The 12,133-nt window shown below is 64.5% G+C and carries 14 protein-coding genes and 1 pseudogene; 4 read left to right on the forward strand and 11 right to left on the reverse strand.

Annotated features, from left to right (window positions below; genetic code table 11):
* Positions 1–109: 109 nt before the first annotated feature.
* Together AC0L3K_RS04165 and AC0L3K_RS04170 are read right to left on the reverse strand one after the other, a co-directional pair.
* The gene (locus tag AC0L3K_RS04165) at positions 110–520 is read right to left on the reverse strand and encodes a DUF2000 family protein (RefSeq protein ID WP_007602437.1); all 411 of its coding nucleotides are present in this window, start codon (positions 518–520) and stop codon (positions 110–112) included.
* Positions 521–583: 63 nt separating this feature from the next.
* The gene (locus tag AC0L3K_RS04170) at positions 584–973 is read right to left on the reverse strand and encodes a DUF4189 domain-containing protein (protein ID WP_007602435.1); all 390 of its coding nucleotides are present in this window, start codon (positions 971–973) and stop codon (positions 584–586) included.
* Positions 974–1,150: 177 nt separating this feature from the next.
* Here AC0L3K_RS04170 and AC0L3K_RS04175 point away from each other — a divergent pair, with 177 nt between their 5' ends.
* Entirely contained in the window at positions 1,151–1,642 is a 492-nt protein-coding gene (locus AC0L3K_RS04175; protein WP_007602433.1) for an avidin/streptavidin family protein, read from the forward strand.
* Positions 1,643–1,693: 51 nt separating this feature from the next.
* Here AC0L3K_RS04175 and AC0L3K_RS04180 read toward each other — a convergent pair whose 3' ends face one another.
* The 8 genes from AC0L3K_RS04180 to AC0L3K_RS04215 all read right to left on the reverse strand — a co-directional run bounded on the left by AC0L3K_RS04180 (position 1,694) and on the right by AC0L3K_RS04215 (position 8,575).
* Positions 1,694–3,298 carry an NTP transferase domain-containing protein gene (locus tag AC0L3K_RS04180; RefSeq protein ID WP_219684946.1) on the reverse strand — a complete coding sequence of 535 codons (1,605 nt, stop codon included), beginning with the start codon at positions 3,296–3,298 and terminating at the stop codon, positions 1,694–1,696.
* Entirely contained in the window at positions 3,295–3,996 is a 702-nt protein-coding gene (locus AC0L3K_RS04185; RefSeq protein ID WP_219684945.1) for an XdhC family protein, read from the reverse strand. Before AC0L3K_RS04185 ends, AC0L3K_RS04180 begins: the two co-directional genes overlap by 4 nt.
* Before the next feature lie 2 nt (positions 3,997–3,998).
* Complete coding sequence (locus AC0L3K_RS04190) at positions 3,999–4,322, reverse strand: XdhC family protein (protein WP_007602422.1); 324 nt, start codon at positions 4,320–4,322, stop codon at positions 3,999–4,001.
* A 9-nt stretch (positions 4,323–4,331) separates the two neighbouring features.
* Complete coding sequence (locus AC0L3K_RS04195; protein ID WP_007602421.1) at positions 4,332–5,534, reverse strand: vWA domain-containing protein; 1,203 nt, start codon at positions 5,532–5,534, stop codon at positions 4,332–4,334.
* A gap of 122 nt (positions 5,535–5,656) precedes the next feature.
* Positions 5,657–6,577 carry an AAA family ATPase gene (locus AC0L3K_RS04200; protein WP_219684944.1) on the reverse strand — a complete coding sequence of 307 codons (921 nt, stop codon included), beginning with the start codon at positions 6,575–6,577 and terminating at the stop codon, positions 5,657–5,659.
* Between the two features lie 61 nt (positions 6,578–6,638).
* On the reverse strand, positions 6,639–7,445 hold the full coding sequence (locus AC0L3K_RS04205; RefSeq protein ID WP_007602419.1) for an FAD binding domain-containing protein: 807 nt from the start codon (positions 7,443–7,445) through the stop codon (positions 6,639–6,641).
* A 33-nt stretch (positions 7,446–7,478) separates the two neighbouring features.
* On the reverse strand, positions 7,479–7,964 hold the full coding sequence (locus tag AC0L3K_RS04210) for a (2Fe-2S)-binding protein (RefSeq protein ID WP_007602418.1): 486 nt from the start codon (positions 7,962–7,964) through the stop codon (positions 7,479–7,481).
* Positions 7,965–8,128: 164 nt separating this feature from the next.
* Positions 8,129–8,575, reverse strand: a complete 447-nt coding sequence (locus AC0L3K_RS04215; RefSeq protein WP_007602417.1) for an SRPBCC family protein — start codon at positions 8,573–8,575, stop codon at positions 8,129–8,131.
* A gap of 179 nt (positions 8,576–8,754) precedes the next feature.
* Here AC0L3K_RS04215 and AC0L3K_RS04220 point away from each other — a divergent pair, with 179 nt between their 5' ends.
* From AC0L3K_RS04220 to AC0L3K_RS04230, 3 genes and pseudogenes are all read left to right on the forward strand, one after another.
* On the forward strand, positions 8,755–10,110 hold the full coding sequence (locus AC0L3K_RS04220) for a 3-carboxy-cis,cis-muconate cycloisomerase (protein ID WP_007602416.1): 1,356 nt from the start codon (positions 8,755–8,757) through the stop codon (positions 10,108–10,110).
* A gap of 35 nt (positions 10,111–10,145) precedes the next feature.
* Positions 10,146–10,927: pseudogene (pcaD, locus tag AC0L3K_RS04225) on the forward strand (3-oxoadipate enol-lactonase).
* Between the two features lie 103 nt (positions 10,928–11,030).
* Positions 11,031–11,423 carry a carboxymuconolactone decarboxylase family protein gene (locus tag AC0L3K_RS04230; protein ID WP_007602414.1) on the forward strand — a complete coding sequence of 131 codons (393 nt, stop codon included), beginning with the start codon at positions 11,031–11,033 and terminating at the stop codon, positions 11,421–11,423.
* Here the strand turns inward: AC0L3K_RS04230 and AC0L3K_RS04235 are convergent.
* A complete protein-coding gene (locus tag AC0L3K_RS04235; protein ID WP_007602413.1) occupies positions 11,385–11,921 on the reverse strand; it encodes a hypothetical protein in 537 nt (178 codons plus the stop codon). The two genes, AC0L3K_RS04230 and AC0L3K_RS04235, sit on opposite strands and share 39 nt — an antisense overlap.
* Between the last annotated feature and the right edge of the window lie 212 nt (positions 11,922–12,133).

Here is a 12,133-nt window from a genome sequence, read left to right on the forward strand (position 1 = left end):
GCCGATATGCCATCCCCAGATCCTCTTCAGATGTCTCTTAGAGAATCGCAGATTCGCGATTTACGCAAAGCCCTCGCAAGCGGGAGAGGTGAAACAACAAGCACCCGCCTCAACTATGAAACCTCAGCCCATCGACGATCTTGTCGATCACCTTGCGCTCGGCGCGCACGGCGAGACCGACGAGGTTGAGATCGGTCCGCGCCACCGCCCTCACCGCTTCGCGGTTGGCAGCATCGTGCGTGGTCTTAAACATGTCCTCGGTATAGACCGCCGGCTTGACGCTGCGCGTCAGCGCCCGATCGAGCGCACGCGTCAATGCGGGACCGTCGGCGCCATAGATCAGGATCGGCTGACCGATCAGCGCGTGATATTTCGTACCCGACGCGTCCTCATAGGGCTCGCCGATGCATTCCGGAAAGGCCGCGGCAATGCCGCTGGTAAGGAAGGCCGCGACGTTGAGCTTCTGCCAGGCCTGAAGATCGGTGCGGATCACGACGGCGATCTTGGTATCGAACTGCATGCAACTCCTCGACTGTCATTCCGGATTCGACGCTACGCAACATCGGAATGACGGCAACAGGAATCAACCCTTCGCGTCGCAGGCCCAGGCGCGGATCACGCATTCCTTGCCGCCGTATTTGTAGCATTCGCGCGTGGCGGCATTGAGCGTGGCCGAGATCTTCGGCTTGACGGCATAGCCATAGGCGCCGCAGGGATTGGAAAGATCGACCGACATCGCGGCGCAGGCGCGCTTCATCGTCACGGTCGTGCAATCGCCCTTGCACTGCTTCTGCGCCGCCGCACGCGCATCGTGCTCGGCGCCATAATCAAAGGCCTGGCCATAGGCGCCGCACTTGCCGACCGCAAATGCTCCGGCGGCGTGCGCATCCGTGATATGGCGAGCGCCCGCGACGCAGACGGACAGCGCAAAGAAAAACATCGCGCAACGGCGCGCGACGACGTTCGAAGCCATGAAAAACCCCTCCCCCCAAGGCAGGCGAAGGCGACTCTAAGCGTCGGTCGTTTCCACTTGGTGAACGCGTGGTTGAAAAGCCGCGCCGGAATAGCGGCATGAATATGCACTTTATAGTTGTGTTTTTCAATCGCGTTATTTAAGGTCGTGAAGCTCAGAGAGCCGGAGGAAGCGACCATGCGCCACATCAATGCAATGCTGTTCGGAATGCTCGCGTCGGCCTGTCTCGTCGGACCCTTGCCCGCATATGCGCAGTCGGTGAACTGGACCTGGACCAACCAGTATGGCTCGACCCTGGCCATCACCAACGTCAACACGACGACAGGTGCCATCACGGGGACCTATACCAACAATGCTGCGAACAGCTGCGACGAAGGCAAGCCGCAAGGCGTGACGGGTTGGCTGGCCTACGGTAGCACTGGCACCGCGATCAGTTTCTCGGTGAACTTCCTTGGCTGCGGATCGACCACCGTGTGGACCGGACAATTGAACAATTCATCGGGATTCCAGGGATTGTGGTATCTGTCCATCGCAGAAGCCGTCGCGTGGAACGGCATCAGCGCGGGCGCCGACACGTTTACGTTCAACACCGGCGACAAGACCCTGTTGACGAAGAGCGGTGTCGAGCTGAAGGCCGGGGTCGAGAAGCTATCGAATACGAAGAAGTAGGCGAGCCGCGGACATCGGCGCTGTGCGCCTTTGCCCACTTCTACGGCAGCGTCAGCCCCGCCGTGCCGCTTCCAATGCCTGCGGCGTGTCGATGTCGAGAAAGGCGCTCTCGCCGTCGACCGGCACTTCGGCGACCGCCTCGGTGTGCTTCGCGATCAGGTGACGCGCGCCGACATCGCCGTCGAGCGTCATCAACTCCTTGAAGAAGCGGCGCGACCACAGCACGGGATTGCCGCGGCGGCCCTCGCTGACGGGCACGACGATGAGATTGCCGCGATCGGGTGCGAACGCGTCGATGAGACGGTCGATCAGACCGGCATCGATCAGCGGCATGTCGCCGAGGCAGACCACAGCGCCGTGGCAAGCTTCGGGAACGGCCGCGATGCCCGCCTTGACCGAGCTTGCGATGCCGCCGGCGAAATCCGGATTCTTGACGATACGCACCTTCAGACCTTGCAAGGCTTGCTCGATCAGCTCGGTCTGATGGCCGGTGACGACGATGACCTCCGATGCTTTCGAGGCCAGCGCCTGCTCGGTCGCAATCCGCACCAGCTTCTTGCCGTCGAGCTCGGCCAGTAGCTTGTTCGGCCCACCCATCCGGGTCGAACGGCCCGCTGCGAGCACGATGACCGCGACGTGGTTGTTGCCCTCGATCTCCGGTTTTGCGCGCGGCTGCGGGCGCGTGACGATCTCCATGAGGAGGCCACCGACGCCCATGCCCATCAGCTCGGACCGCGTCACCTTGATGCCGGCCAGCAGCCGCATCAGTACCCAATCGAACCCGTTCTCGACCGGCGAGCGCGCGCAGCCGGGCGCGCCCAGCACCGGCACGGTGCCGGCCCGGGCAATCAGCAGCAGATTGCCGGGATCGACCGGCATGCCGAAATGCTCGATCTCGCCGCCGATTTCGGTCACGGCCGCAGGGATCACGTCGCGGCGGTCGGCGATCGCAGATGCCCCGAACACGATCACGAGCTCGGCGCCAAGTCCCAGTAATTCCTTGATCGCAGCCGAAAGCGCCTGCTCCTCATGCGGGACCCGCCGCTCGGCGATGATGCCGGCGCCGGCCGGCGCCAGCCGCTCGGCGGTGACGCGCAACGTCTTGTCGATCACCTTGGAGGACAGGCCGGGCAGCAGCGTCGAGACCACGCCGACACGCTTGATGACGTAAGGCGCGATCTTCAGAACGTCGCGACCCGCGGCCTTTACCGCGGCATCACGCAAGTTTCCTTCGACGCCGAACGGGATGATCTTGACGGTGCCGACCATCTCGCCCTCGACCACCGGCTTGAAGGCCGAGAGCGTGGCAAAGGTAATGGCCTCGTCGATATTGTTGATGCGATCCACCGCGGCGCGATCGATCACCAGCACGCCCGGGCGCGCGGCGAACAGATTGGCGCGACCGGTGAAGGCCCGCTCGACATGAATGCCATCACCACCGACGGCGAGCGCGATGCTGGCAGCCGCGATGTCCTCGGAGACATCGCCCTCCTCCATCCGCACCACCACGATTTCCTGGATGCCGGCGCGCTCCAGCGCCTCGACCTCGGTGGGCCCGATCGTCGTGCCCTTCTTCAGCACCAGCGGTCCCTGGCGCAGGGTGTGGACGGTCACCCCGCCGATCGCATCCCTGGGGCTCGCTGGGCCGAACTTCATGCGGCTTCTTCTTTTTCCTTGGGCGGCAGCCGAAGCACCGCCGTGATCTCGGCCATGATCGACACCGCGATCTCGGACGGCGAGACCGCGCCGATCGCAAGCCCGATCGGCGCGTGGATGCGCGCGATGTCGCTCTCCTTGGCGCCCTGCGCCCGCAGCCGGTCGCCGCGCTTGGCGTGCGTCTTTCGCGAGCCGAGTGCGCCGATATAGAAGCAGTTGCGCTCGAAGGCGTGCAGCAACGCGGGGTCGTCGATCTTGGGATCGTGCGTCACCGCGACGAATGCCGTGTAGGCATCCACATTGAGCGGCGGCAGCGCCGTGTCGGGCCATTCCGCGACCAGTGGAACGTCGGGGAAGCGCTCGGGGCTCGCAAAGGCCGTGCGCGGATCGACCACGGTGACGTCGTAGCCGAGCGAGCGCGCCAGCGGTGCCAGGGCCTGGCTGATATGGACGGCGCCGACGATGACGAGCTTCGCGGTCGGGGCATAGACGTTGAGGAAGAGCTTCTTGCCGCCGGCTTCGACGCTGGCGCTTTTGCCCATGCGAAGCTGCTTGTCGAGTTCGGCGCGCAGGGGATCCTTACTGAAGTCCTCGGCCTTCACCAGGCGCTGCTCGCCGCTTTCGGTGTCGGTCACCAGGATCACCGGGCGGCGGGCGGCGCGCTCGGCATTGAGTTCGTGCAGGATTGCGAGCTTCACGGCTAGCCGACTTTCTCGACGAAGACGCGGATGGTGCCGCCGCAGGACAGCCCGACATTCCAGGCAGTCTCGTCGGCAACGCCAAACTCCAGCATCCTGGGCTTGCCGCTCTGGATCACATCCATGGCCTCGGTGACCACGGCGCCCTCGACGCAGCCGCCGGAGACGGACCCCAGGAACGTGCCCTCGTCATTGATGACGAGGCTCGAGCCCGCCGGACGCGGTGCCGAGCCCCAGGTCTCCACCACGGTGGCGAGCGCGACGCCACGACCGGCCTTCTGCCAGTCCTCCGCCGCCTTCAGAATATCCTCGTCGCGATCGAGCATGGCTACCTCTCAGGCTGCGGAGCGGATCAGGCTGCGGTGATGCGGCGGCAGCGGCCCGGAGAGTGTGATGATCAGCTCCTGGATCGAGCTCAAATTATGTACCGGACGGAATTCGTCAACGTGCGGGAGCATCATTTTGATGCCCTGCGCCTTGGCCTCGAAGCCGCCGAACCGCAGCAGCGGGTTGAGCCAGATCAGCCGCCGGCAGGAGCGGTGCAGCCGGTCCATCTCGAAGGCCAGCTTGGAATCGGCCTCCCGCTCGAGCCCGTCGGAGATCAGCAGCACGATGGCGCCCTGGCTCAGCACGCGCCGGGCCCACAATTTGTTGAAATTGTGCAGGGACGCCGAGATCCGGGTGCCGCCGGCCCAGTCCTCGACGGAGGCCGAGCAGCTCGCCAGCGCCTCGTCGGGGTCGCGCTGGCGCAGCGCCCGGGTCACGTTGGTGAGGCGAGTGCCGAACAGGAACACCGAGACACGTTTTCGCGCGTCCCCTATGGCATGCAGGAAATGCAGGAACAGTCGGGTGTACTCGCTCATCGAGCCCGAGATGTCGAGCAGCGCCACGATCGGCGCCGGTTTCTCGATCCGCCCGAGGCGATGGATGTCGATGATGTCGCCGCCAGTGCGCAACGAGGCACGCAGCGTGCGGCGGAGATCGAGGCGCAGGCCGCGGGGATCGGGCCGGTGCCGACGCGTCAGAAGCTCGGCCTGCGGCAACCGCATTCGCTCGACGGCGCGGAGCGCTTCGGTGATCTCGGCCGCGCTCATCTGCGCAAAATCCTTTTTCTGAAGGATTTCCTTGTCCGAAACCGACAGGCGCAAATCCTGCTCCTGGTGCTGTGGCGTCTCCGTCATGCGCGGCTGCGACATCGCTTCCTGCACACGGCGCGAGCCTGCCTGCGGCTTCTTCTTGGCCTGCTCCGGCAACGGCACCGAATCCAGCATGTGCTTCCACTCTTCCGAGGCGCGGAAGAATAGGTTGAAGGCCTGCTTGAAAATCAGCGCATGCTCGTGGCGCTTGACGAAGATCGCCTCAAGCGTGGTGAAGACGTCGGCGCGGTTGCCGATGTCGATCACCTCAAGCGCGCTCATGGCATCGATGACCGCACCCGGCCCGACCGGCATGCCGGCCGAACGCAGCGCGCGGGCGAAGCCCACGATGTTGTCGGCGAACTGCTCGGTCTGCTCAGGCGCCAGGTGATTGATGGCCATAGTCTGCTGTCTCTGCCGTCATTCCGGGGCACGCGAAGCGTGAACCCGGAATCCATTTATCCATAATCCCCGCCGCACAATGGATTCCGGGCTCGCGACTTCGTCGCACCCGGAATGACAAGTTAGTCGCTCGTCGCTTCCTTCAGCACCTTCTGCAAGGTGTCGCCCTGCATCCGCGTGATGTCGTCCTGGTATTTGAGCAGCGCGCCCAGCGTGTCGCCGACCACTTGCGGGGTCAGCGAGCGGGCGTCGAGCTCCGACAGTGCGGTGGCCCAGTCGATGGTCTCGGCGACGCCCGGCGATTTGTAGAAATCCTGATTGCGTAGTGCCTGGACGAAGCGCACGACCTGCTGCGACAATTTTGCGGAGATGCCCGGCACGCGCGACTTGACGATCGCGAGCTCGCGATCGGCGTCGGGATAATCGACCCAGTGATAGAGACAGCGCCGCTTCAGCGCGTCGTGGATCTCGCGGGTGCGGTTGGAGGTGATGATGACAATCGGCGGGCTCGGCGCCTTCACGGTGCCGAATTCGGGAATCGTCACCTGGAAGTCGCTGAGGATTTCGAGCAGATACGCCTCGAACGCCTCGTCGGCGCGGTCGAGCTCGTCGATCAGAAGGACCGGCGGCCCGGCGACGTCAGGCTCAAGCGCCTGGAGCAGCGGTCGCTTGATCATGTAGCGATCGGCGAAGATGTCGGACGACAATTGATCGCGATCGGTGTCGCCGGCGGCCTCGGCCATCCGGATCGCGATCATCTGCGCGGCGCTATTCCACTCGTAGACCGCCGAGGAGACGTCGAGGCCTTCGTAACACTGCAGGCGGATCAGCTTCCGCCCCAGTGCCGCCGACAGCACTTTTGCGATCTCGGTCTTGCCGACGCCGGCCTCGCCTTCCAGAAACAGCGGCCGACCCATGCGCAGCGACAGATAGGTCACCGTGGCCAGCGATCGCTCGGCGAGATAGCCGCGCGACGTCAGGAGTTCGAGCATCGAATCGACCGATGCCGGCAAGGCACCGGACGTGTTGGCCACTGAGGTCATGAAAAAGCCAGTCTCGCTACGCCCTCACCGGGACAAGTTTGGGCCGAGGCGTGAGGATCACTCACTCCTTGGCGTTGGCGGCGTCGAGGGCACGCCGCGTCAGCACGCCGATGAGGTGCGCGCGGTATTCGGCGCTGCCATGGATGTCGCTGTTGAGGCCGTCCGCCGGCACCTCGATGCCGTCAAGCGCTTTCGCGGCGAAGCGCTTTTTCAGGGCTTCCTCGAACGCGGTGACACGGAACACGCCTTCGGAGCCGGCGCCGGTGACCGCGACGCGCACGTCGGAGGGACGCCGCGCCACGAACACGCCGACCAGCGCGTAACGCGAGGCCTGGTTGCGGAACTTGATATAGGCCGCCTTCTTCGGCAGCGGGAACATCACCTTGGTGATGATCTCGTCGGCTTCGAGCGCCGTCGTGAACAGGCCTTGGAAATACTCCTCTGCCTTGAGGCGGCGCTTGTTGGTGACGATGGTGGCGCCCAGCGCCAACACGGCAGCCGGATAGTCGGCAGTCGGATCGTTGTTGGCGAGCGAGCCGCCGATCGTGCCCTTGTGGCGCACGGCGGGATCGCCGATCTGGCCGGCAAGGTTCGCGAGCGCCGGGATCGCCTCGCCGACGATAGCCGAGGTTGCGACCTCGGCATGCCTGGCGGTGGCACCGATCACGAGCGCGCGGCCCTTCATCTCGATCGTGTTGAGCCCATCGATATGGGAGAGGTCGACCAGATGCGGCGGGCTGGCGAGGCGCTGCTTCATGACGGGAATCAGCGTGTGGCCGCCGGCGATCACCTTGGCGTCTTCGTTCTTCACCAGGAGGTTGGCGGCCTGCCGAACTGTCCCGGGGCGATGGTATTTGAAGTCGTACATCTGAATGTCCTGATCGCAGAGTGCGCGCGCGGTTTACGCGAGATCGGATTTCGCCATCGCCTTGGCGCCGGCGGAGATCGAGGTGACGATGTTCTGGTAGCCGGTGCAGCGGCAGAGATTGCCTTCCAGCTCCTCGCGGATGGTGTGGTCGTCGAGCTCGTTGCCCTTGCGATGGACGATGTCGATCGCGGTCATGATCATGCCGGGCGTGCAGAAGCCGCACTGCAGTCCATGGTGTTCGCGGAAGGCCTCCTGCATCGGATGCAGCGGCGCGCCGTCGGCGGCCAACCCCTCGATCGTCTTGACCTCGTGGCCATCGGCCATCACGGCGAGCGTGGTGCAGGACTTCACGGCCTTGCCGTCCAGATGCACGACGCAGGCGCCGCACTGCGAGGTGTCGCAGCCGACATGGGTGCCGGTGAGCCGCAGATTCTCGCGCAGGAACTGCACCAGCAGGGTGCGGGGATCGACGTTGGCCGTGACAGGATTGCCGTTCACGATGAGGGAGATTTTTGCCATAAGCACTCTCTATCAGCGCCCCGACGGGTCCCGTCGAAGCGGTTCTTATAATTATTCCGACCCATCATATGGGCCATTATGCCCCGGGGCAACATCACCGGGAATGCAAGGCGCCATGACAAAACGCGATATGCCGGAAGGCGCAATGCTTGAGGCATCGGCCCTCAGCCCTGTACCGCCTTGGCGAAGTTCGCGAAAAATTCGTCGGCCAGTTTCTTGGCGGCGCCGTTGATCAGGCGCTGGCCGAGCTGCGCCAACTTGCCGCCGATCTGCGCCTCGACCTCGTAGGACAAAAGCGTACCGCCGTCCTTCTCCGCAAGCTTGACCACGGCGCCTCCCTTGGCGAACCCAGCCACCCCGCCCTCGCCTTCGCCGGAGATCTTGTAGCCGTTCGGCGGATCGAGATCGGACAGCGTGACCTTGCCCTTGAAGCGCGCCGACACCGGGCCGACCTTCATTTTCGCCGTCGCACGAAAGCCGCCATCCTCGGTCTTCTCCAGCTCCTCGCAGCCGGGGATGCAGGCCTTTAGCACCTCGGCATCGTTGAGCTTGGCCCACACGGCCTCGCGCGGCGCCGCAAGCTGGACTTCGCCGTTCATCGTCATGGCCATTGGGTGCCTCCCGGGATGGATCGCGCAACTAAACTATAAGGCAGCTCAAGTACCGCACGGAGGCGGCAAAAGAAAGGGTGGCCTCGGTCACGTGCAATGCATATTCGCAACTGCAAAAAGCTTGCGCCGCCGGTTTGGGATTGGCACAGGCGGGCCATGGTGGTTAGGTCCCGCACAATATGAGCACATCCCTCTCCCCCCTGCTCGCGCCGATGCTGTCGAGCGTGGCCATGCGTACGGTCTGCGACGACCGGTCGACCCTCCAGAACATGCTCGATTTCGAGGCAGCACTGGCCCGAGCCGAGGCGGCCACGGGTGTGATTCCCACGTCCGCGGTGGGCCCGATCGAAACCGCGTGCAAGGCCGATGTCTTTGACATGGCCGCGCTGGCCGAGGCCGCCACTCGATCCGGCAATCTCGCGATCCCCCTGGTCAAGATTCTGACCGCCAATGTCGGCAGGGCCGACGCAGAGGCCGCCCGCTACGTGCATTGGGGCGCGACCAGCCAGGACGTCATCGACACCGCGACCATGCTCACGCTTCGCGCCGGCATCGATGCATTGGACGCCGATCTCAGCCGCGCCATCAAGGGCTTTGCCGCACTGGCGCGGGCCCACCGCAACACGGCAATGGTGGCGCGAACCTGGCTCCAGCACGCCCTGCCGATGCCGTTCGGCCTGAAGGCCGCCGAATATGCCGCAAGCCTCGCCCGCGCCCGCTGCCGCCTCAGGCGGCTCTCCCGCGAGGGCCTCGCACTGCAATTCGGCGGTGCGGCCGGCACGCTTGCAGCCCTTGGCGACAAGGGGCTCGTCGTTTCCGAACGGCTCGCGCAAGAGCTGAACCTGCCGCTGCCCGAAGCCCCCTGGCACACCCACCGCGACCGCATCGCGGAAGTCGCATCAGCCTTTGCGATTCTTGCCGGCAGCTGCGGCAAGATTGCGCGCGACGTCTCGCTGCTGATGCAGACCGACGTTGCCGAGGCGTTCGAGCCGGCAGGGGAAGGCCGCGGCGGCTCCTCGACCATGCCGCACAAGCGCAACCCGGTCGCGGCCGCAAGTGCGCTCGGCTGCGCAACCATGGCGCCGCAGCTCGCCGCGACGATTTTCGCGGCCCAGGTGCAGGACCATGAGCGCAGCGCTGGCCCGTGGCACGCGGAATGGCCGACGCTGCCGCAATTGATGCTGGTCACCTCCGGTGCCCTCGCAGCCATAGTCGACATCGCGGAAGGACTCGATGTCGATGCAGCGCGCATGCGCAGCAATCTCGATGCGACCCACGGCCTGATCATGGCGGAAGCGGTCACCTTCGCCCTGGCCGAGACGATCGGCAAGAGCGATGCGCATCATCTCGTCGAAGCCGCGAGCAAGCGCGCGGTCGTCGAGAAGAAGCATCTGCGCGAGGTGCTCGCAGCCGATTCGCAGGTCACTGCGCATCTTTCGCCGGAAAAAATTGCGGCGTTGTTCGAGCCGATGGCCTATCAAGGCGCTTCCCAAGCCCTGATCGACCGTCTGCTCGACAGCCTCGAACGCGAATAAAACAGTCCTGAGCGCAAATAAACGGAGACGCCCGCATGCCCATGATCGATGCCGACGGTTGCCTGATCAACGTCTCCGTCGAGGGCCGCGACGGCGGGCCGACGCTGATGCTGTCAAACTCGCTCGGCTGCACGCTGCAGATGTGGGAGCCGCAGATGAAGGCACTGACGCAGATATTCCGCGTCATCCGCTACGACCGCCGCGGCCACGGCAAGTCCAACGTTCCGCCTGGCCCCTATACGATGGAGCGCTTCGGCCGCGACGTGCTGGCCATCCTCGACGACCTCAATATCGAGAAAGTGCACTGGTGCGGCCTGTCGATGGGCGGCATGGTCGGGCAATGGCTGGGCGCGAACGCGCCGGAGCGCTTCGGCAAGCTCATCCTCGCCAACACCTCCTGCTACTATGCCGAGCCAACCAAATGGCTCGAGCGCATCGACGCCGTGAAGAAGGGCGGCATCGCTTCCGTCGCCGATGCCGTTATCGCCGGCTGGCTCACCCAGGATTTCCGCGAGCGCGCGCCCGACATCACCGCCAGGATGAAGGCGATGCTGCTGGCCTCGCCGGTCGAAGGCTATCTCGCCTGCTGCGAGGCGCTGTCGACGCTCGACCAGCGCGCGCTGCTGCCGAAGATCAAGAGCCCGACACTGGTGATCGCCGGCCGCCACGACATGGCGACGCCGTTTCGGCGGGTGAATTGATCCGCTCAAGCATTCCCGGCGCGAGCATGACCATCATCGACGCCGCCCACATTTCCAATGTCGAGCAGCCGCACGCGTTCACCGACGCGGTGGTGGGCTTTTTGACGCAACGTTAGTCACAACCGTGATTGCGAGCGCAGCGAAGCAATCCAGAAATCCCTCCGCGGTGACAGACTGGATTGCTTCGCTACCTCGCAATGACGGAGAGGAGGATAGAGAATGGACGACCAGAAACGCCGCGATGCCGGCATGAACGTGCGCCGAAAAGTGCTGGGCAATGCCTGGGTCGACAAGTCGATCGCGGGTCGCAATGCATTCAACACCGATTTCCAGGACATGATCACCCGCTACGCCTGGGGCGAGACCTGGACGCGGCCGCATTTCGACGAGCGCACGCGGCGGGTGCTGGTGATCGGCACCATGGTTGCGCTTGGCCAATGGGACGAATTCCGCCTGCATGTGCGCGCGGCCCTCGCCGAGGGCGGCTTCACGCCCGACGACATCAAGGAAATCCTGCTGCAGCAGGCGATCTATTGCGGCGTGCCGGCGGCGAACCACGCCGTCAAGGAAGCCTCAGCGATTGTGCAGGAGCTCGGCCTGCTCAAGACCTAGCGGCGGAGTGGCCTCTACGGTCTTCTGAACGATCTTGGGCGCCGCCTCGGGCCGTTCGATCACCACCACGATGGCGGCACCGAGCAAGAGCAGGAGCTCGGTGGCGTGCAGCCGCAGCGCGGCCATCTCGCCGACCTTCGAAGCCATGATCATGCTCGCAAACGAGATCAGGCTGCCGATCGCAAGCGCAATGCCGAGCGCTTCGTCGCTACCCCCGTTCTTGCGGATGCGGGGAATGCAGAGCAGCGCAAGGTAGATCGCAAAGAACGCCACCACCGTCAGTCGCCCCAGTGCCAGCAGCCAGGCGGCGCGCACCGTGTCCATCCCCGCCATCTGGAGATGGTCGCTGAGGAAAAGCGCCACTGCGACGCTCGGCCGCTCATAGAGGCCGTGCACCGGCGCCACCATGATGTTGAAGGCGACGAGGGTCCAGGCCGGGATGAAATAGGCCGCCAGAAGTGCGCCGTTGACCGAACCGATCCGCCAGTTTCCGAACATGCCGCTTCCCGCTTCGTTTGGTCCGCGCCTTCGATGGAAGGCTTTGCCGGGAGCTAACTCGCATCAGACTGTGGTGGCAATTTAAACCCTTTGTTTACCTTAACTGGCACCCACAGGCTTGCAATTGGGGCACCGGGGGAACCGGTTCCGCCCATTGCGGGGGGAACCAGAGCGCCAAATGATCTCTGTAAAAGCCTTGATGCAGAGGCGGG

The sequence above is a fragment of the Bradyrhizobium sp. MI1.10 genome (assembly GCF_055811035.1).